The organism is Streptomyces sp. NPDC046862, assembly GCF_040704615.1.
Lineage (GTDB): Bacteria > Actinomycetota > Actinomycetes > Streptomycetales > Streptomycetaceae > Streptomyces.
This window is the reverse complement of the sequence record NZ_JBEYXP010000055.1, coordinates 1-20224: the sequence shown is the minus strand read 5'-3', so window position 1 is coordinate 20224 and position 20224 is coordinate 1. Positions and strand designations below refer to the sequence as shown.

Genomic DNA, 20224 nt, shown 5'->3' with positions numbered 1-20224 from the left:
CCGCGTGCTGCGCCTCAAGGCTGAGACTTCGCTAGGCGCGGTCCTGACGCTGCAGGCGGCGCTTGCGGATCACGAAGACCGCGACGACGACGAGCAGCAAGCCGACGATGACGAGAACCAGATTGCTGGAGTTCTTCAGCCCTGCGGCAACGCCGACGCCGACCAGAAGAGGCAGTACTGTCGAGCAGGCCGCGCCCACCGCCACCGGCGGCAGGAAGTCGCGGTACGACATGCGCGCCGCACCGGCGACGGCGGGCACGAAACTCCGCACGAGCGGTATCAGCCGGCCGACGAACACGGCCCAGCGGCCGTGCTTCAGAAGCAGGGCCGCTGCCTTGTCCCAGCCCTCCGCGCCGTGCTTTCTGATGAGTCTGGTCTCTCGCAGCGCCGGACCGAGGCGTCGGCCGAGCTCGAACCCGATCACGTTGCCCGCGAGAGCACAGACGGTGACCACTGCCCACAGCGTCAGGAACTCCGGCACCGAGGTGACGGTGGCCGAGCCGATGATCAGGGCTGCCTCACCGGGGAGGAGGAATCCGACACCGACTATGGCCTCACCGAGAGCAATCACTCCCGCGCCGGCGTACAGGGCGGGTCCCGCCAACGACTCTAACCAATCCAACACATTGGCCACGAACGGCACCTCTCAGATGGGTCCCCGAACATCGGGAGTGGCACTGGACTGCCACTTGCTGAAGTGCATCAGGGTCCCCTCTGAAATTCAACCCACCCTGGTACCGGCAGTGGATCGTCACAAAAGCTTCGCGTCGAGTGCGCACTCGTCCTGAAGTAGCTGGCGCAACTGGCGCGGCTGACGGGCAAGTCGGCCGCGTTGGCTGGTTGGCGGGTCGTTCAGTCGAGCCAGTTGCGCGTTCGCGCTGTCCGCACCACGTGCGCGGCCGGGGGCTGGACGGTCGCTGCGGCGGGTGACAGGCCGTCGAGGACGAAGCCGAGGTAGCGGCGCCAGCCCTCGGTCTCGGGGTCCATGCTCCAGAGCACGCTGGTGAGCATGGCCATGATCCTGGGCAGGTCTTCGGGGACGAGGTCGGCCCGGAGGAGACGCGCCTGCTGGGCCCGCCGCGCGAGGAGAGTGAGGGCTTCGAAATACGTGGCGGAGAGGTCGGTCATGGGGGAGCCGGCGCTTCTCGCCGCGGCCAGGACGCTCACCTCGCGGGCCACCATGCCGACCGCGGCTTCGATCAACGCGGTCAGGCCGTGCAGGGGGTTCTCGTCGTCGAGCGCCCGCTCGATCGCGGGCGTGAGGTTCTCGCTCACGCTCTGGTCGAGAACGGCCCGCACCAGGTCGGCCTTGCGCGGAAAGTGCCGGTAGAGCGTTCGAGGGCCGACCTTCGCGCGACGGGCGATCGCCTCGAGCGACACGTCGGGGCCGTCCTCGGCGAAGGCCGCGTGCGCGGCCCGCACGATGCGCTCGACGTTGCGCTGGGCGTCGGCCCTCAGGTGCCGTTCGGTTTCGTTGACCACGATCAGAGTCTATCGATCGGCAGTTCAATGCCAGCTGTGTTAGCTTGTCGACGCCAAGTGGCATTAGCATGTCACTTCAAGGGGAATCGACATGGAGATCAAATGAAGGTGAGCGTTGACGCCGACAAGTGCGTCGCCGCCGGTCAGTGCGTGCTCCTCGCGCCGGATGTGTTCGACCAGCGGGAGGAGGACGGCATCGTGGTGTTGCTGGACGAGACACCGGGGCCGGAGTCGCACGAGGCGGTCCGGGAGTCGGCCATGGTCTGCCCGGCCGCGGCGATCCACCTCGGAGGGGCATGAGCACCGACCCGGACCGAGTCGTGATCGTCGGGGCGGCGGCCGGCGGACTGGCGGCGGCGGAGGCGTTACGCAGGGCGGGACACCGGGGCGTGATCACACTCGTCGGTGCCGAGCCGCGGCTGCCCTACGACCGGCCGCCGCTGTCCAAGCAGGTGCTGGCCGGACAGTGGGCCCCGGAGCGGCTCGCCCTGCGCCCGGAGGCCGATATCGACGCGCTGGGGCTGGACCTGCGGCTGGGTGTGCCGGCGACCGCCCTGGACACCGGCCGACGGGCGGTGACGCTGGCCGATGACACCCGCGTGCCCTACGACGCCCTGGTGGTGGCAACCGGTGTCCGCGCCCGCCGCCTTCCCGGCACCGACGGACTCGTCGGCGTGCATACGCTGCGCACCCTGCCGGACGCGCTGGCGCTGAAGGAAAGGCTACGGCCCGGGCGACATCTGGCGATCGTCGGCGCGGGGTTCGTGGGCGCCGAAGTCGCCGCCACGGCAAGCGCTCTGGGGGTGCGGGTGACGTTGCTGGAGTCGGGCCCCGTACCACTGGCGCCGGCCGTCGGCGAGCAGGCCGGCCAGATCATCACTCGCCTCCATGCCGAGCACGGCGTGACGGTCCGCACCCAGGTCTCGGTCACCGGCGTCATCGGCACCGGTGACGGACTGACGGGTGTGCGGTTGGCCGACGGCGAGGTGGTGCCGGCTGATGACGTACTGGTGGCCATAGGGTCCGTGCCCAACACCGAGTGGCTGGCCGGCAGCGGCCTGCCCGTCCACGACGGAGTCGTGTGCGACGAGTACAGCGCCGCCGGGGAGGACGTGTACGGGGTCGGTGACGTGGCCCGCTGGTACAACCCGCTGTTCGACACGGACATGCGCGTCGAGCACCGCACCAACGCGGCCGAGCAGGGCATGGCCGTCGCCGGCAACATCCTCGGGGCACGCAGGCCGTTCGCACCGGTGCCCTACTTCTGGTCCGACCAGTACGGCACCAGGTTCCAGGCCTACGGCCACCTCCGTGACCACGACGAGGCAGCCGTCCTCGACAGCGACCGACTCCTCGTCGCCTACCGCAAGGCGGACCGCCTCGTCGGGGTGCTCGCAGCCGACGCATCCCCCAAAGCCCTGCGCGCCTGGCGGGCCCTCATCGCGGCCCGGGCCCCCTGGACCACCGCACTGACCACCGCCGCCTGACAGGAGGAATCTCCGTGACCACCACCGATCTGCCGGCCTTCCCCGGCGAACGCACCGCGCGCTGCCCCTTCAATCCGCCCGCCGAGTACACGCGATGGCGGGAGGAGAAGGGCCTGCGGCGAGTGCACTGGAACGGCCACACGGTCTGGGCCGTCAGCCGGTACGAGGACATCAGGACCGCCATGACCCACCCGGCCATCAGCGCCGAAGTTCTCGGTGTGTTGCAGGGGCACGCGAACCACGGCGGCCCGAACGCGCCGGAGACCTTCCCTCGCATGGACGACCCGGAACACGCCCGGCTGCGCCGCATGCTCACCAAGGACTTCACGGTCAAGCGGGTCAACGCGATGCGCCCGCGGATCGAGGAGATGGCGAACGACTTCATCGACAGGATGATCTCCAAAGGGCAGCCGGGCGACCTGGTCCAGGACTACGCCCTGCCGATTCCGTCTCTGGTGATCTCCCTGCTGCTCGGCGTCCCCTACACCGACCACGACTTCTTCCAGACCATCACCTCCACTCTGATGAACATGAACACCCCGCCCGAGGAGAAGGCCAGGGCTTCCCGGGAGTTCTTCGGCTACATGATGGAGTTGGTGGCGCGCAAGGAACGCGAGCCCGGTGACGATCTGATGAGCCGGGTGATCCGCGAGCACGTCCAGACCGGCGAGCTGCGCCGCGAGACGGCGGCGATGAACGGTCAGATTCTGCTCAACGCAGGCCACGAGACGACCGCCAACATGATCGCCCTCGGCACGGCGGCACTGCTGGAGAACCCGGACGCGGCCGCCAGGCTCCGGGACGCGGACGATCCGGCCGTGATCGCGAACGCCGTCGAGGAGCTCCTGCGCTACCTCACCATCGTGCACAGTCTGATCGCCCGCATCGCCAAGGAGGACGTCGAGATCGGCGGCACGCTCGTCAAGGCAGGCGAGGGCCTGATCATGAACCTGCCCGCAGGGAACTGGGACTCCACCTTCACTGCCGAGCCCGAGGTGCTCGACCTCGACCGGCCAGCGCGCGGGCACCTCGCCTTCGGATACGGCGTGCACCAGTGCATCGGCCAGACCCTCGCCCGCGCCGAACTCGAGATCGCTCTGCCCACGCTGCTGCGCCGACTCCCCGGACTGCGGCTCGCGGTGCCGATCGAGGAGATCCGGTTCAGGAACGACATGAGCATCTACGGCGTGCACGAACTGCCCGTCACCTGGTGAGCGACGAGAAGAGGAAGATCATGACCGACCTCCGGTTCGACGGCAGGGTGGCGATCGTCACCGGTGCGGGTGGCGGGCTCGGTCGGGAGCACGCATTGCTGCTCGCGGCGCGGGGCGCCAAGGTGGTGGTCAACGACATCGGTGGCTCGGTGGCCGGTGACGGGCTGGACGCCGGTCGGGCCGAGACCGTCGCCCAGGAGATCCGCGACCACGGTGGCGACGCCGTCGCGGACACCAACAGCGTCGCGACGCCGGACGGCGGCGAGGCGATCGTCCGCACCGGACTCGACGCCTTCGGCCGCGTCGACATCCTCGTCAACAACGCGGGCACCCTGCGCGACGCACTGTTCGAGAACATGACTCCGGAGTTGCTCGACCCGGTCCTCAACGTGCACGTCCATGCCCTGTTCCATGTGACCCGTCCGGCGTGGCAGGTCATGAGAGGCCAGGGTCACGGCCGCATCGTGAACACCACCTCGGCCGCCGGCCTGCTCGGCAGCCCGCGCAAGAGCAACTACGGCACGGCGAAGGCGGGCGTAGCAGGCTTCACCCGTGTCCTCGCCGTGGAGGGCGCCGAGCACGGCATCAAGGTCAACGCCATCGCCCCCATCGCCGCCACCCGCATGCTCACCCAGCACCTGGGCGACACCTCCGAAGGCCGCCGACGCGATCCCGCCGCCGTGGCCATGGTGGACGCCATCGTCGAAAAGCTCGACCCCGCTCTGGTCTCTCCCGTCGTGGCCTTCCTCGCGCACGAGGACTGCCCCGTCACCGGCGAGATCTACACCGCAGGCGCCGGGCAGGTCGCCCGGTTCTTCACCGGCAGAACACGGGGCTACCACAGCCCGAGACTGTCGCTGGAGGACGTCCGTGACCACCTGGCCGAGATCCGCGACGAGACCGGCTACACCGTCCCCGCGGGGCCCAGCGAGGAAATCGCACAGCTGTTGCGGGTAGTCGCGGCCCAGTCGTAGGTCGTCACGGAGCAGGCATCGCGTTCCTCGTGTGGGCCGTCGTTGCGCAACCGCACCGGCCAGGACCATGAGCACTGCTCGGCACGCCCTTCGCGAGATGTACGGCCTTGATCGTTCGATCACTGCTGAGGCCATCAGGAAACGCCGGACCCGGACGAGGAATTCGTCAAGGCCGGTTCCATGCCCCCCGTTCCATGGAGAGGACGTCTTCTCATGAACATCACAGCGGACCAGACCGACCTGCCCGTCTTTCCGGGACTGCGCTCCCAGCGCTGCCCGTTCGACCCGCCCGAGGAGTACGCGGGCTGGCGCCAGGCGGAGGGACTGCAGCGGGTCACGCTGTCGAACGGCGCTACGGCCTGGGTGGTGACCCGGTACGAGGACGCACGGGCGGCGCTCGCCGATCCTCGGATCACCGCCGACGCCCGCCTGTACCCAGAACTCCGTACGGATTCGCGGCACCTGCCGCCGGCGTTCCCTCGGATGGACGGCCCCGACCACGCCAGGATCCGGCGCATGCTCACCGGCGACTTCACCGTCAAACGAGTCGCGGCGATGCGCCCGCACATCGAGGAACTGGTAGGTGGCTTCCTCGACGAGATGATCACCACCGGGGCACCTGCGGACCTCGTCCGCGCCTACGCGCTGCCCGTCCCCTCCCTGGTGATCTCGCTCCTGCTCGGCGTCCCCTACACCGACCACGAGTTCTTCCAGAAGCACAGCAACACCCTGATCTCCCTCACCACCCCCCTGGACGAGAAGACCGCCGCACGCTCGGCGCTCTTCGGCTACGTGCTCGATCTGGTGGCACGCAAGGAGCGGGAGCCCGGCGACGATCTCATCAGCCGCCTGCTCACCGACCGCGTCGCCACCGGTGAACTCAGCCGTGAGGACGTCGCCATGAACAGCATGATCCTGCTGTTCGCCGGGCACGAGACCACCGCCAACATGATCGCCCTGTCCACGCTGACCCTGCTGCGCAACCCCGAGCAGGCCGCCCGCATCCGGGACACCGACGACCCGGCCGTGGCCGCGAAGGCCGTCGAGGAACTGCTGCGCTACCTGACCATCGCTCAGGACAAGATCAACCGCGTTGCTACCGAGGACCTCATCATCGGCGGTCAACAGGTCCGCGCCGGTGATCTCCTGACCATCAGCCTGTCGGCGGCCAACCGGGACCCGTCCTTCCTCGACCACCCCGACGTCCTCGACATCACCCGCGAAACCCGTGGACACCTGGCGTTCGGGAACGGCGCCCACCAGTGCCTCGGGCAGCAACTGGCACGCGCGGAACTGCAGATCGCGTTGCCTGCCCTGTTCCGCGGGATTCCCGGCCTCCGGCTGGCGATTCCCTTCGAGGACGTCACGTTCCGGCACGACATGTCCGCCTACGGCGTGCACGAACTCCCCGTCACCTGGTGACGCGATCGCGCGGCGGCTCAACGCGCCAGGACGAACCAGACATGACGCTCACCCGGGCACCCCGGCACAAGAAGCCCGCACTCGTACTCGGCTTCCTTGCGCTGGCCGGGGTGGTGTTCGCGATGCTGCAGTCGCTCATCGCCCCGGCCCTGCCGACCATCGCCGACGACCTGAGGACCCCGGCGACGGACGTCAGCTGGCTCGTGACCGCCTACCTGCTGGCCGCCGCTGTCACGACTCCACTCGCGGGCCGGCTCGGGGACATGTTCGGCCGACGACGGGTGCTGCTCATCGTCCTGGGCGTGCTCGCCACCGGCGCCCTGGTCGCCGCTCTGGCCGAGAACCTGGTCGTCCTGGTGATCGGCCGCGTCCTGCAAGGAGCCGGCGGCGCGATCCTGCCGCTGGCGTACGGCATCGTCCGCGAGGAGCTGCCGCGCGAACGGGTCGGCGTCGCCGTCGCCCTGCTGTCCACATTGCTCGGGGCCGGCGGCGCTCTCGGGACGGTGCTGGCCGGACCGATCATCGAGTATCTGTCCTGGCACTGGCTGTTCTGGTTCGCCCTGATCATGATCGTCCTCGCCGCCGCGGGCGCAGCGTTCGGCATCCCGGAATCCTCCGCAGGCGCTCCCGGCCGCATCGACGTGCCCGGTGCGCTGCTGTTGTCCGCCGGCCTGGTGTGCCTGCTGCTCGCGTTCAACAAAGGCGGAGGCTGGGGCTGGAGCAGCGGCACCACACTCGGCTTGATCGGCGGGTCGGCCGTCGCGCTCGGCGCGTGGGTGGCGGTCGAACTGCGCGTGCGCGCGCCCCTGGTGGACATCCGCATGCTCGGCGCCCGGGGTGTGTGGACGACCAACATCACCAGCGTCGCGTTCGGGGTCGTCACGTTCGGCACGTTCCTGCTCGTGCCCCTCCTGCTCCAGCTCCCCGCCTCGACCGGCTACGGTCTCGGCAAGTCCGTCAGCGAAGCCGGCCTGTATCAGCTTCCCTCAACCGTCGCGATGGTCGTCTTCGCGCCACTGTCCGGCGCCCTGGACCGCTCCTTCGGCGCCAAACTCCCGCTGATACTGGGCATCCTCATGGCCGCGGCCTCCTTCGTCCTGCTGGCCCTCGCCCACGAAGCGGCGTGGCACATCCTGACCGCGGTCACACTGATCGGCACCGGCATCGGCCTGGCATCCTCAGCCATGACCAACGCCATTCTCGCCGCCGTCCCACCGTCCCAGACCAGCGTGGCCACCAGCATCAACACCCTCGCCCGCACCATCGGCGGCAGCATTGGCACCGCCGTGCTCGCCACGATCCTCTCGGCGACCAGCACCGCCCAGGACCTGCCCACCGAGGCCGGCTTCACCGCCAACTTCTGGATCTGCGCCGGCACGCTGCTAGTCGCCCTCCTCGCCACCCTCCTGCTCCCCACCGGCCAACGCCGGAACACTCGGCAATAATTGCCTCATAGGTCGCTAACGCAATGCGAATATTGCACAGATGGGGTCAGTGGCAGCAATATTCGCAACCACATGTCACGGTTTCCGCGGGACGATGGACCCATGCAACGAGAGGCACTCACCCGCTCGGCTGCTCCTGCGCCGGCGGACCGCCGGATGCGGATGGCCCAAGGTGTCCGCGACTCCTTCTCGGCGGGCTTGGGCATCTTCCCCCTGGGCATCGCGCTCGGCCTGCTGATCCTCCAAGCCGGTCTGCCGTGGTGGCTGACCCCAGCTCTGTCCCTGGCCGCGTTCGCCGGTTCTCCGGAGCTGCTGCTGGTGGGCAGGATGGCAACCGTCACTCCGCTCGCCGCCGTCCTGGCGATCGTCTTCACCATCACGCTCGCCCTGCGCGCCGTTCCGTTCGCGGTGCTCGGCCGACTGCGGGACTCGGCGATCGTGGGACAACTGTCGGTGTGGATGCCGGTGGGCATCCTCGCCATCCTGGCGGTGAGTGCTCTCCACGGCACCATCACCGCCGACCGGCACGGAGCCTCGTACGCACTGCTCGCCACCGCCGTCACCGTCGGCGTCCACCTGGCCTTCGGTCGACGCACCATCCTCAGCATCAGCATCAGCATCGGCATCGGCATCGGCATCGGCACCGGCGTCTACGTCGTCCTGCTCAACGCCTTCTGAACGGCACGAGGAGAGCCGTCCGTCGACCCACGGCATCTCCGTATCCGACAGCCACTACGAGCGCATCGACGAACACCGCTCCCCGCTCTCGTCCCACCACGCCCTGGTGGACACGGCGAACGCCAGTGGGCGAGTGGACCGGCCTGGACACCACCGTCACCTTCGGCTCCACCGGCCAGGGCCTCACGAGGGGGTGTCGCGGCGCCGTGTGGGGAGGAGTGCACGCTCACCCGGTCGGCCTTACATTTTATGTGTGGCGACCAACGCCGATGCCTGCCTGTCCAGCGCCGCTCGCGGCCTCAGGCCCCGGGAGGAGAAGCTGGTCGACGTGTTGGTCGAGCGCTTCCGCATGGAGGTTCCCGCGCTGTGGGAGGGAGAGGACACCGCCTCTGTGGCGTTCCTCCTTTCCGAACACGTCACCCGCTGGCTGGACATCCTCGAGCGCGGCCTCGACGTGACCGGTGTCGGGGCGCCGCCCGTCGCCGTCGAGCGCGCGCGTCGGTTCGCTCAGCGTGGTGGGCAGATGAGTGAGCTGCTGCACGGCTATCGACTTGGTCTCGCCGGCATCCTCCAGTGGACGCTCGAAGGGGTGGTACGGGGCGCGAAGGATCCCGAGCTGATCAGCGCGGCGGCGGTCAAAGTGAGCGTGATGGGGTTCGAGTTCAACGATCGCATCGCGAAACAGGTTGTTGCCGCGTACCAAGAGGAGCGGCAGCGCCTGCTGCAGTAGCGACAGTCTGTGATCGATGAGGCCACTGTGCGTATCGGAGCCAGCCTTGACGTCACCCGCACGAGCCAGGAACTGGCAAATGTCGGCATCGACTATTTTCGCCGACCTCGTGACCATCGATCTGCTCGACTCCGTACTCCAGGGCGAAGGTGGCGAGGGCACGGATTCAGCGCCAAGTGCTCAGACGCTGCGCCGGATCGCGCAGCAGTCCGTGCTGGAGGGCTGCCCGGACTCAGTCCTCGGAGCGGATGAGACGCACACCTACCCGCCGGACTCGGAGCCGGCTCGCACGCTGGCGACCGGAAAACCCTTGCGGCTCGACTTCCCAGCCCTCCATGTCCCGGCATGGATGACCGGGAACCCCGAGTACGCACGCGCCCTGAGCGCGCACGGCTTCCACTGCGTGCTCATGGTGCCGCTGTGGGCCCGTGGCGTCACTCTTGGGCTCGTACAGTTCGTCCGTCACCGCACCCCGGAGCCCTACACCGACGACGACCTGTTCCTGGCCCAGGAGATCGCGTCCCGAGCAGCCGTGTACATCGACAACGCTCGTCGCTACACCCACCAGCGGTCCACCGCGCTCACCCTGCAACGCAGTTTGCTGCCACACCACGTGCCCGAACACCCCGCCGCCGAGACAGCCTCCCGCTACCTGCCCAGCGGAGCTCACGAAGGCGTGGGCGGGGACTGGTACGACGTGATACCGCTGTCCGGAGCCCGGGTCGCCCTCGTCGTGGGCGACGTGATCGGCCGCGGACTCCAGGCCGCCGCCACCATGGGCCGACTGCGCACGGCCGTGCGCACCCTCACGGACATCGACCTGCCACCCGACGAACTGCTCACCCACCTGGACGACGTGGTCATCCGCCTCCAAAGCGAGCAGGAACCGGACACGGACGAGATCAGTGCCACCTGCCTCTACGCCGTCTACGACCCGGTCTCCCGCCTGTGCGCCCTGTCCAGCGCAGGCCACGTCGTGCCGGCCGTGGCGACCCCCTTGACCCCGGACAGCGCGCCGCCTTCACGAGAAGTCGACGTCCCCGAACTCCCCATCGGCCCGCCCCTGGGCCTGGGCGGGCTTCCCTTCGAGACCACCCAGATCGAACTGCCGGAAGGCAGCATCCTGGCCCTGTACACCGATGGCCTCATCGAAGACCGTGCACGTGACGCAGACACCGCAATCGCTCTGCTGCGCGACGTCCTCGCCCGTGCACCGGCGTCGCTGGAGGACACCTGCGACCTCCTCCTGGCCACACGGCTGACCAGCCGCCCCACCGACGACATCGCCCTTCTCCTGGCGCGGACCCGAGTCCTCAAGGCCGACCACGTCGCCACCTGGGACCTCCCCTCCGATCCAGCGATCGTCGCCGACGCCCGTGCCCACGCGTGTGACCAACTGGCCGGCTGGGGCCTCGAGGACGCGGCGTTCACCACAGAACTCCTCGTCAGCGAACTGGTGACGAACGCCATCCGGTACGGCAAGCCCCCCATCCAGCTACGCATGATCAACCAGACAACCCTGACCTGCGAGGTCTTCGACGCCAGCAGCACCGCCCCCCACATGCGCCGCGCCCGCACCTTCGACGAAGGAGGCCGCGGGCTGCTCCTGGTCGCCCGGCTCGCCAGCCACTGGGGCACCAGACACACCCGCGAAGGAAAGGTCATCTGGGCGGAACAGACCCTCCCAGCAGACCGCGGCCCCTGGCCCGGCCTGTGACGAGCCGGCGGACGCGCGAACAGAGCCGGCGCACGGACAGCAACGGTGGGCAGGCCGCCTTCACAGCAGAGTCCGGACCCGCACGGCCCTCGGCGGCACCCTGAAAGTGCCGATGCGCACGACAACGCATCGGTCGCCAGGTGCAGGGCATCGTACAGCCGGGCGGGAGTGCGACACCGAGGACTGGCTCATGCCGAAGGCGTCCCGAGACCTCCGCGATGGAACGCGTACGGGGCGGAGGCTGCGCAGGCCGTCCCAAAGGCTGGCGGCTGGCTCTCCGGCTCCCGGGCCTGACCCGGGCACGCCCCGCCAACGGAGGCATGCCGGCATCAACCTGGGCACGCCTGCGTTGTCGGTGGACGCTACAAGGCCGCACGGGCATGCATGCGCTGCGGATCGGTTACGGGTACCTCCCCCTCTGGTGTCTGTGGGGTGAGCTGGCCATGATGGGCGCATGACGTTGGCCGCGAGCGCCTTCGCGCAACTGGCGGCTTGGCCCGATCTCACCGAGGTGGAGCCGAGCTGTGGCATAGGTCGGGCGCTGGGCTCAGCCCATGGCGAGATCGCCCACTTCCATTCCGACCGGGTTCTTGACCTGCGCCTCACGGCGCGGGCCATACGGAAGTTCGAGGAGCACCTCACGGGTGCCGGTTCGGTCCGGCTGGTGCCCGGTTCACCCTGGGTGACGCTGCGTCTTGACGTCGTGGCGGACGTTGACGTGTTGATGACGCTGGTCAGCCTCGCGCTCCAGGTCCAGCAGGCGTGGCCGGTTGCTGGTGAAGGTCCGCGAACCGCATGCAATGATCACCGAGGCACGGTGTTCCCTGACGTGTTCGGCGGAGGCTGAAGGAGCACTCTTCCAGGCAGGCGGCGCTGGGGCTGACAAGGGCGTGAGAACGAGGCCGTCGGCAGGGTGGCGCCTCAAGAACGCCTTTGGTGCGACGCACAGCCCGGCCGGGTCGCGGTGACGCCAGGGGCAAGGGGGAGCGCCCAGCGATCCAACGTGCCGTCGCGGTACTCGGCGAGGAACTGGGCGGTCACTTGCCGTTCTGCGTGACGGCCGCGTCCCACTGCCGCTCCTTGGCGAAGGTGCGCCGGTAGGTCGTGGGGGAGACGCCCACGGCGCGGTGGAAGTGGCGGCGCAGCGTCGTCGCGGTGCCCATGCCGACGGCTTCGGCGATGTGCTCGATGCTGTGGTCGGTCGTCTCGAGCAATTCCCGGGCGTGGTGGATGCGTTGGGTGAGCAGCCACTGCAGCGGGCTGGTGCCGGTGGCGGCGAGGAACTGGCGGCTGAAGTGGCGAGGGCTCATATGGGCCTGGCGCGCCAGGTCGGTGACGGTGAGCGGCTCACCGAGTCGCTCCAGGGCCCAGTGAAGCAGGCCGGACAGGTCGTTGCCGTCGTGGCCCTGGCCACGCGGGACGGCCTGGGACACGGGGGCGGCGATGAACTGTGCCTGCCCGCCCGCGCGGTGGGGCGCGACCACCAGGCGCCGTGCCATTGCGTTGGCCAGGGCGGCGCCGTGGTCGACGCGGACCATGTGGAGGCACAGGTCGATCCCGGCGGCCTGCCCCGCCGCGGTGAGCACGTCGCCGTCGTCGATGTAGAGCACACCGGGGTCCACCTCGGTGTGCGGGTACTGCTCGGCCAGTTTCGTGGCGTACATCCAGTGCGTTGTCGCGCGCCGCCCGTCGAGCAGTCCCGCGGCGGCAAGGACGAACGCCCCCGTGCAGATGGAGGCGATCCGGGCGCCACGCTCGTGGGCCTCGCCCACGGCCGTCACCAGGTCCTCGGGCGGGCGGTGCATGGCGTCGTCACAGGCCGGGATGATCACCGTGTCCGCCGTGGCCAGGTGTTCCAGGCCGTACGCGGTCTCGGCGCGCAGCCAGCCGCCGACCTGCGTGCCTGGGGGCGCGCAGACGGTCAGTTCGTATCCTGCCGCGACTGCCTCCGGGTTACCGGGCCCGAAGATCGTGCAGGGGATGGACAGCTCGAACAGGGGCATGCCGTCCGTGACGGCGAGGGCGACGGCAGTCATGGCCCAAATTGTACGAGTGGTGTCATTCCTGCCCATGGCGGAGCTGGACGCCGACCATGAGCATCGGTTCATGACCGATCAATCATCACGGGCCGGGCCGGGACGCCTCGCAAGGTCCTTGCCGCGGTCGGGCGCTCGTAGCCGCGCCTGGCTGACGGTCGCCGTAGGGGTCGCGGCTGTCGGATGGGGAGCCAACCACTTCGCGCCGCTGCTGCTGATGTACCGCTCCGAGCTGAACGTCCCCGCGACCACAGTGCAGGCCACCTACGCGCTCTACGCGATCGGCCTGATTCCCGGTCTGTTCCTCGGCGGCCCGCTCTCCGACCGCTACGGCAGACGACGGATGCTGGTGCCCGCCCTGTTCGTCTCCGCCCTGGCCAGCATGCTGCTCATGCCGGCCGGATCGGGGGTGGCCTGGCTGTTCGTCGGGCGCCTGGTCGCCGGTGCGGCCAGCGGCGCCGCCTTCAGCTCCGGTACCGCGTGGATCAAGGAGCTCACGGCCGGCGACGTGGGCCAGGACGCCCACGCCGGTGCCCGGCGCGCGACGATCGGCATGACCGCAGGTTTCGCCCTGGGCCCACTGGTAGCAGGCCTGGTGGCGCAGACGGCACCGAACCCGGTCGTCACCGCCTGCGTACCCCACGTGGTGCTGACCCTGGCGGCAGTGCCGTTCGTGCTGCACACCCCGGAGACCCACCGGGTGAACAAGTCAACCGTGCTGTGGTCCCGATTGAACCTGTCCCCGGCGAACGGGCATCGTTTCCGGCGCATCGTCACGCCGCTGGCCCCCTGGGCCTTCGGGGCGTCCTCCATCGCCCTGGCCTACCTGCCCGGCCTGGTACGAGACCAACTCGACGGCCATGCTCTGCTGTTCGGGGCCCTGGTGACCACGGCGACGATGTGCGCCGGCATCCTGGTCCAGCCATTGGCGCGCCGCGTCAGCCGCCCGGGCCGGCCCCAGCTGCTCGTCACCGCTCTGGGTATCGTCGCGGGCGGACTCGTGCTCGGCGCAGGGGCCGCCGCGAGCGAGCGATGGTGGCTGATCGCACTCGCGTCCGTAGTGCTCGGCGCGGGGTACGGATGCTGTCTGGTGTGCGGCCTGATGGAGGTCCAGCGGATGGCGAGCACGCAGAACCTGGGGCTGCTGACCGCCGTCTTCCAAGCCATCGCCTATCTCGGCTTCGCCGCGCCGTACACCTGGCCCTCGCCGAGCAACTCCTGTCCACCACGGTGCTGCTCATGCTGCTCGCCGCACTGGCACTGCTCACCCTTGTCTGGACCCTCTATCCAGAAATGCGCGACCCGGATCCGACGGTGAAGGAAGCAGAATCGAGCCAGGGTCAGGCTCCCGGCTGACGGCCAGGTCACTCCCGCTGGTTCAGGGCGCTGTTCAGTAAGAATGTGAACGAGGACCAGGCGCCGGACTGCTTGGGGGAAGTAGCGTGAGCCGTTCGGCCGGTTCCCTCTGCTGTACGGCCAGCGACTGCGGAACTACTCCCGCGGGATGCTCAACCACCTTCCGCCCGGCCTGCGTGAGGCGGCGGCTTCGTACGGCGTGCGCAAGAGCACGGCGACCCAGAGCGCCAGGAGCGGCCTGGCAGCGCTCCGCCCGGCCTTCGACCACCTCCGTTGCCTGGGGGCCATCGCGGAGCTGGTCCGTTCGATCACTCACTGGCTGAGCTGAGTCCCCGGCGTGCTGACTCCTGGCGTGGAGTTGGACGGCCGCTGGAATCGCCGACGCAGTCGCGGCCGCGCAGTAGGGGGTGAGCGGGATCAGGCCTTGCTTCCCGGGCCTCGCCTCTGGTGGCAGGTGCTGCGGCCGGTCACAGGTCACCTGGCAGAACTCGGAGTTCATACTGATCGGCAACGGGCCGTATCTGGTCGACCGCGTCGCCGGGGCACTGCGCCAGCTCGGCGTCGTCTCCGCGGTAACGGGGAGTGGAGGCCGGCCACCGAGCCCGGATACAAGTGAGCGTGGAGGAAGACGTGGCGGGGCCTGCAGCCAGTTTGTGGTTGTTTGAAAAACGGGACCATGACGATGTCGTCCGCGAGCTTCGGCCCTGGATGGAGACGTTCTGCCATCCGGTGCAGGTCGAGCGTGACGGCGCGCTATGCGGATGGGTCCAGGACGGTTGTGCTCTCGGGGCCCCAGAGATCGACACTTCTCGCTGCGGTCCGTTGACGCTGTGCCGCGAGAACCACGTGCCGGAGGAACCGGACGAGTTGTTCGCGGACTTCGAGCGCCGACCGGTGCAGGAACTTGTCTGGACTGCTGGTACGCGCGGTAGGAGCAGTCACCTTCTCCTGGGCTACCTGATGCTTGCTCTCAGCCGCCGCTTCGACACGTTGATCGACTTCGGGGGGCTGCTCGGCTATCGCTACTCGATTCATCAACTCCCGCCGGATGAAGAGGAGCACCGACTGGCCGAGAGTCGCCGGCTGGTGGCCGGCCTGCCAGGCAAGGTCTGGGAGCTACCCAACGAAACCCATGTGGCCGACAGCGAGTTCCTCGCCACCTGGTTACAGCACCCGAAGTTCCACATGATCAATTAGTGGCCGGGCCGCACTCCTGCAATCCACTGTCTGGCACACCCAGGGGCCCAGGGCGATGACTGCACAGCGTGTTTGAGTGAGCACGCTTGGTGCCGCCGTGCATGGGCCTGCACCGACGCGTAGCGTGGAAATGCTGGAACTTTTCTGACAATTCGCTGGATGGAGGTCACGATGGCCACCAAATCGATGCATGTCACGCTCAACAACCACGCCACGCTGACCAGAGGGTCAGCCCGCCGGAACCTGAAGCTCAGGCGCACCGCCATGCGCCTCGATCGCAGTGAGTGGACCTCGAGTCCGCCGGAACTCATCAGCGACAGGGGGGAGTGGGAGTTCCAGACTGACGAACTCGCCACCAGTGCGGGAGGGCAGGTCGACTACCTGCTGGAGGACCCCGACGGCGTACCCGCGGGTGAAGTACGCGTTCGCTGGGGCAAGTCCTCCGCCGATCCGGACTCCCGGAACGGTGACGCCGCCCCCGCGGCCGTGGTGGAAACCAAGCTCGGGTCCACCGTGCTGCAGGGCCAGGACGGCGGTGACGCCTCAAACGTGACCTTCGAGATACGCGACGACCTCCGTGAAATCAGTGAAGAGGAACGCGCCGCCGGCGCCACGGTGGCGGGCGCTCTCGAGGCGGCGATCGATACGCAGCGCTTCGCCGCGATCTGGGAGCAATCCCCGGGGCCCTCGTTCCATGCAATGCACGGTCTGACGTCCGGGCAGTACCAGCAGAGGTTCAACGACCTCGTCTCCCAGGGCTTCCGGCCCGTGAACGTCAGCGGCTACTCCAGCGGTGGCATCGATCTGTTCGCGGCGATCTTCGAGCAACGCCAGGGGCCAGCCTTCCAGGCCCGTCACGGTCTGACGGCGAGCCAGTACCAGCAGACGTTCAACGATCTCGTTGCTCAGGGCTTCCGGCCTGTGGACGTCAACGGTTACTTGAGCGCTGGTGGTGGTGATCGGTTCACCGCCATCTTCGAACAGCGCCCCGGTCCGTCCTTTGAGGCCCGTCACGGTCTGACGGCGAGCCAGTACCAGCAGACCTTCAACGACCTCGTCTCTCAGGGTTTCCGGCCTCTGCACGTCAGCGGCTACTCCAGCGGCGGTGTCGATCTGTTCGCGGCGATCTTCGAGCAACGCCAGGGGCCAGCCTTCCAGGCCCGTCACGGTCTGACGGCGAGCCAGTACCAGCAGACGTTCAACGATCTCGTTGCTCAGGGCTTCCGGCCTGTGGACGTCAACGGTTACTTGAGCGCTGGTGGTGGTGATCGGTTCACCGCCATCTTCGAACAGCGCCCCGGTCCGTCCTTTGAGGCCCGTCACGGTCTGACGGCGAGCCAGTACCAGCAGACCTTCAACGACCTCATCGCCCAGGGTTTCCGGCTCCTGCACGTCAGCGGCTACTCCAGCGGCTGAGCCTCCCGGGCGGGTCTCGTGGGAGGACGTGTAGTTGAGGTGGAACTCCCCGATCAACCAACGACCCACACCGCCTGGCAACTGCTGCCCCTGGAGCTCGGGTTCGGCTCGGCTCAGACCTGTTGGCGGCGGCTGGAGCGGTGGTCGCCGCGGCCGGGCGAGCCATCGTCGGGGCCCCGGTCACGGAAACGCCGTGACCGGGGCCCCAGGATCAGCTACCGCGGAAGGTGGCGATCGCCGCTAGTTCCGGTACCGGAACACGATCCGGCCGCGCGTCAGATCGTACGGCGGGAGCTCCACCAGCACCCGGTCTTCCAGCATGATCTTGATGTAGTTCTTGCGGATCTTCCCGCTGATGTGCGCGAGCACCTGGTGGCCGTTCTCGAGCTCCACGGTGAACATGGCGCTGCGCAGGCACTCGACGACCTTGCCCTCGACTTCGATGACGTTCTTGTTCCTCGTCATCGCACCAGCTCCAGGTTGCTGCTCATCGGCCGGGCGCCGATGCCCTCGAACAGCGCCGAGGCCGCCTGGTTGGACTCGTGGACTTCCGTCCAGGCCGCGGCGAACCCGGAGCGGTGCAGCGTCCCCAGTGCGTGGGCCAGCAGCGCCCGAGCGATGCCGCGGCGCTGCTCGCGGGCCCGGACCACGAGCAGCCCGATGCGCGGACGGACCACCGTCACCACCCTGATCAGACCCAGGTAGCGGTCCGGCGCCGCGGCCACCGCGTACTTCGACGGGTCGACGATGGTGTCGCCGTCGGGTCGGGGAATCACCTCCGCGGGCATCGACTGCCACCCGACACTCGCCTCGACTTCGTCACGGATCGCGCGGTCCACCGCCCGCAGCAGACTCTCGTCCGCCTGACCGGCGGGCACGATCGTCACGCCCGAAGGCGGCAGGGCTGCTTCGAGCCCTGTGACCTGCGGGTCGGTCGGCACGACGTACTCCCACTCGCGGCGCCGGATCGTGAAACCGGCCCGCCGCCAGCCGGCCGTCAGCTCGACGTCGGCTTCGTCGACCACCGTGTACAGCGGCGCCGGCAGTTCCGCCAGCATCGCCTCGGCGAGCCGGTCGAAGGTGGCGTCGTGCCAGGCGTCGATGCTGACGAACAAGCGTCCGTCGGGCCGGTGCTCCGCATGCCCGCGGCCGACCACCAGGTCGTCATCCAGTGCGTGCCATTGCCTGTCCGCGACGCGCGTGATCATCACCGCGTTCTCGCTCAGGCCAGATGTGAAAGGCTTCGTGTTCATCGGAGTCTCCTTCCAGGAGTGCCTCGATCTCAGGCGCTCCTGGCGACACCGAACGTCAGCCGCCGGACCGTGACGGGTTGAGGGAGCACCCATGGGTAACTGTGTTCACGGGGCTCACCTCCATACGACGACTTCACGGTCCGCCACGAAAGTAGCAGCGGGGCGCCGCCTCGCTCAAAGCCTTTTTATGAGCTCGTGACGCGATCATGATCCGGTCTTCATGAGGCGTCTCTGGCAGATGAGGCTGCAAGCCAACGAGACGGCGGCGCTCACGAGCTCCAGCCGCACGGTGAGCGCGGCCGCGACCGTTTCCCACTGCGAGGCCCGGTTCGTGAACGCCTCGTCAGTTGCCGACGGGCGACCCGGGACGCTGCTCCGTTATGTCGGGCACCTGGGCAGTACGGTGCTCAACTGGACCAGCCTGTCGGGATCGACGCGGATCCCCGGGAGCCACAGGTGCTGCCCTTTCCGTGCGACCTGGATCCAGATGCTGCTGTGTTTCTCTTCCTCGTCGGTGACGGTGACGCCGTCGGCGATCCGGCAACGCGCGTGCAGCAGGTCTTGGTGCCAGACACGGTCGGCAGAGTTGGGCGTCGTGTAGGGACGGTAGGGGTCCCAGGCCAGATGCAGCGCGCATTCGTGCGTGCGGGGTTTCTGGCATTTCTCTTCGACGTTGTGGACGAGCACGCCGGCATCGCCATAGCCGGTCTTCGCGTCCTTCGCTTCGGTGACGCCCTGTGCAGGGGGCGCGGCGGGTGAGTGCTGGAGGCCGAACAGCGTCAGCCCGGCCGTAAGGCCGATGGCGGTGCCGGCCGCGGCGAAGCCCCATGGACCGGACAGGCGCTTGAGCAGACGGCGCCGCCAGGTGGGGGAGAGGTTTGGCGGCGGGGCGGCAGGGGCTGGCTCCTCGGGCCGACTGCGGTCGGCGGCCTCCCACAAAGCCCGGTACACGCTGGGGTCTGCTCCCAGCGCCCGGCACAGGTCCCGGACGACGGGCCACGGAGGCACGGTTTCGCCGCGGAAGTAGCGCGAGAGGGACGAGTCGCTGACGCGGACCTGGGTTTCCAGGGCGCGAAGCGTTCGGCCCGAGCTTCTCTGCAGTCCCCGCAGCGACTCTCCCAGCCTTCGTGCTGCCGCTGCGTCCTCTGCGTGCTCTGGACGTTGGCCACTCATCGACAAGGGTCTCCTTGCAGGTGCCGCAGCCGTGTCCCGTCGGCTGCTTCATGTCCCGGGACGGATATGTCCCAGCAGGTCAGGAATGTATTGATCCCGACATCGGTGAAGCAAACGGGACCTGTTGGCGAAGATGGATCTACCACCGCAAACTCGGCGTACCGGCTGAGCGGATCACCCCCGAGGGTGAGCGGGCCGGTGGCCATGGCCGTGCCGGCACAAGCCGCATGAGCCGACTGGGAACCCCTACCGAAAGGAAGCTTCACCATGCGTGTACGCACCATGTTCTCCGCCCTCGCAGCGATCGCTGTGACGGGGCTCGGCCTGAGCGCAGCGGCGCCCGCAATCGCGGCGCCTGCCGCAGCCTCCTCGCACGTGACCGCCGTCCAGGCGGCCGACGGCCTCAACGTGCACCGGGGCAAGTACCTCACCCTGAGCGGTTGCCAGACGGCCGGTCAGCAGGGCATCGATCGCGGACACTGGGACGCCTACCAGTGCGCCGATGGCACCTGGCCCTGGCGGTGGAACCTGTGGACCAACCGCTGAGAAGGTAGCGCCGTCGGCGGCCCCCTGAACTCAGACGCAGACTCATGCCTCAGAGCCTAAGCGGCGGTGCGGTGTGGTGAGGGACCGCGCAGGTCAGT

At 68.6% G+C, this 20224-nt stretch carries 21 protein-coding genes and 1 pseudogene; 15 read left to right on the top strand and 7 right to left on the bottom strand.

Annotated elements, in window-relative coordinates; all coding sequences use genetic code 11:
* Positions 1–31: 31 nt before the first annotated feature.
* Together AB0959_RS42125 and AB0959_RS42120 are read right to left on the bottom strand one after the other, a co-directional pair.
* Positions 32–643 (bottom strand): DedA family protein, encoded by a 612-nt coding sequence (locus tag AB0959_RS42125; protein WP_366832134.1) that lies wholly within the window; start codon positions 641–643, stop codon positions 32–34.
* A gap of 209 nt (positions 644–852) precedes the next feature.
* Entirely contained in the window at positions 853–1482 is a 630-nt protein-coding gene (locus tag AB0959_RS42120; RefSeq protein WP_366832133.1) for a helix-turn-helix domain-containing protein, read from the bottom strand.
* A 102-nt stretch (positions 1483–1584) separates the two neighbouring features.
* On the opposite strand from AB0959_RS42120, the gene AB0959_RS42115 reads away from it, so the two are divergent.
* From AB0959_RS42115 to AB0959_RS42070, 10 genes are all read left to right on the top strand, one after another.
* Positions 1585–1782, top strand: coding sequence for a ferredoxin (locus AB0959_RS42115; protein ID WP_366832132.1), 198 nt, complete (start codon positions 1585–1587; stop codon positions 1780–1782).
* The gene (locus tag AB0959_RS42110) at positions 1779–2969 is read left to right on the top strand and encodes an FAD-dependent oxidoreductase (RefSeq protein ID WP_366832131.1); all 1191 of its coding nucleotides are present in this window, start codon (positions 1779–1781) and stop codon (positions 2967–2969) included. Before AB0959_RS42115 ends, AB0959_RS42110 begins: the two co-directional genes overlap by 4 nt.
* A 14-nt stretch (positions 2970–2983) precedes the next feature.
* Complete coding sequence (locus tag AB0959_RS42105) at positions 2984–4183, top strand: cytochrome P450 (protein ID WP_366832130.1); 1200 nt, start codon at positions 2984–2986, stop codon at positions 4181–4183.
* A gap of 20 nt (positions 4184–4203) precedes the next feature.
* Positions 4204–5157 (top strand): SDR family NAD(P)-dependent oxidoreductase, encoded by a 954-nt coding sequence (locus AB0959_RS42100; protein ID WP_366832129.1) that lies wholly within the window; start codon positions 4204–4206, stop codon positions 5155–5157.
* Positions 5158–5370: 213 nt separating this feature from the next.
* Complete coding sequence (locus AB0959_RS42095) at positions 5371–6579, top strand: cytochrome P450 (protein ID WP_366832128.1); 1209 nt, start codon at positions 5371–5373, stop codon at positions 6577–6579.
* Between the two features lie 41 nt (positions 6580–6620).
* The gene (locus tag AB0959_RS42090; RefSeq protein WP_366832127.1) at positions 6621–8024 is read left to right on the top strand and encodes an MFS transporter; all 1404 of its coding nucleotides are present in this window, start codon (positions 6621–6623) and stop codon (positions 8022–8024) included.
* Positions 8025–8126: 102 nt separating this feature from the next.
* On the top strand, positions 8127–8702 hold the full coding sequence (locus tag AB0959_RS42085) for an AzlC family ABC transporter permease (protein WP_366832126.1): 576 nt from the start codon (positions 8127–8129) through the stop codon (positions 8700–8702).
* Positions 8703–8955: 253 nt separating this feature from the next.
* Positions 8956–9432 (top strand): hypothetical protein, encoded by a 477-nt coding sequence (locus AB0959_RS42080; protein WP_366832125.1) that lies wholly within the window; start codon positions 8956–8958, stop codon positions 9430–9432.
* A gap of 79 nt (positions 9433–9511) precedes the next feature.
* Positions 9512–11149, top strand: a complete 1638-nt coding sequence (locus AB0959_RS42075; protein ID WP_366832124.1) for a SpoIIE family protein phosphatase — start codon at positions 9512–9514, stop codon at positions 11147–11149.
* Between the two features lie 454 nt (positions 11150–11603).
* Complete coding sequence (locus AB0959_RS42070) at positions 11604–11996, top strand: luciferase family protein (protein ID WP_366832123.1); 393 nt, start codon at positions 11604–11606, stop codon at positions 11994–11996.
* A gap of 190 nt (positions 11997–12186) precedes the next feature.
* Here the strand turns inward: AB0959_RS42070 and AB0959_RS42065 are convergent, their stop codons facing one another.
* Positions 12187–13185, bottom strand: a complete 999-nt coding sequence (locus AB0959_RS42065; protein ID WP_366832122.1) for a helix-turn-helix domain-containing protein — start codon at positions 13183–13185, stop codon at positions 12187–12189.
* A gap of 70 nt (positions 13186–13255) precedes the next feature.
* Here AB0959_RS42065 and AB0959_RS42060 point away from each other — a divergent pair, with 70 nt between their 5' ends.
* The 4 genes from AB0959_RS42060 (at position 13256) to AB0959_RS42045 (ending at position 17154) form a co-directional block, all read left to right on the top strand.
* A complete protein-coding gene (locus AB0959_RS42060) occupies positions 13256–14503 on the top strand; it encodes an MFS transporter (protein WP_366832121.1) in 1248 nt (415 codons plus the stop codon).
* Between the two features lie 186 nt (positions 14504–14689).
* Positions 14690–14869, top strand: a complete 180-nt coding sequence (locus AB0959_RS42055; RefSeq protein WP_366832120.1) for a hypothetical protein — start codon at positions 14690–14692, stop codon at positions 14867–14869.
* A gap of 290 nt (positions 14870–15159) precedes the next feature.
* Positions 15160–15738 carry a DUF6368 family protein gene (locus tag AB0959_RS42050; protein ID WP_366832119.1) on the top strand — a complete coding sequence of 193 codons (579 nt, stop codon included), beginning with the start codon at positions 15160–15162 and terminating at the stop codon, positions 15736–15738.
* A 159-nt stretch (positions 15739–15897) separates the two neighbouring features.
* Positions 15898–17154: a hypothetical protein gene (locus AB0959_RS42045; protein WP_366832118.1), complete on the top strand. Its 1257-nt coding sequence runs from the start codon at positions 15898–15900 to the stop codon at positions 17152–17154.
* 240 nt (positions 17155–17394) lie between these two features.
* Here AB0959_RS42045 and infA read toward each other — a convergent pair whose 3' ends face one another.
* The 4 genes and pseudogenes from infA to AB0959_RS42025 all read right to left on the bottom strand — a co-directional run.
* On the bottom strand, positions 17395–17619 hold the full coding sequence (infA, locus tag AB0959_RS42040; protein WP_007386266.1) for a translation initiation factor IF-1: 225 nt from the start codon (positions 17617–17619) through the stop codon (positions 17395–17397).
* A complete protein-coding gene (locus AB0959_RS42035; protein WP_366832117.1) occupies positions 17616–18407 on the bottom strand; it encodes a GNAT family N-acetyltransferase in 792 nt (263 codons plus the stop codon). Before AB0959_RS42035 ends, infA begins: the two co-directional genes overlap by 4 nt.
* A 378-nt stretch (positions 18408–18785) precedes the next feature.
* Positions 18786–19358, bottom strand: a complete 573-nt coding sequence (locus tag AB0959_RS42030; RefSeq protein WP_366832185.1) for a hypothetical protein — start codon at positions 19356–19358, stop codon at positions 18786–18788.
* 51 nt (positions 19359–19409) lie between these two features.
* Positions 19410–19580, bottom strand: a pseudogene (locus AB0959_RS42025) (helix-turn-helix domain-containing protein); the annotation flags it as partial.
* A 267-nt stretch (positions 19581–19847) separates the two neighbouring features.
* Between AB0959_RS42025 and AB0959_RS42020 the strand changes: the two are divergent.
* Entirely contained in the window at positions 19848–20126 is a 279-nt protein-coding gene (locus AB0959_RS42020; RefSeq protein ID WP_366832116.1) for a hypothetical protein, read from the top strand.
* Positions 20127–20224 lie beyond the last annotated feature (98 nt).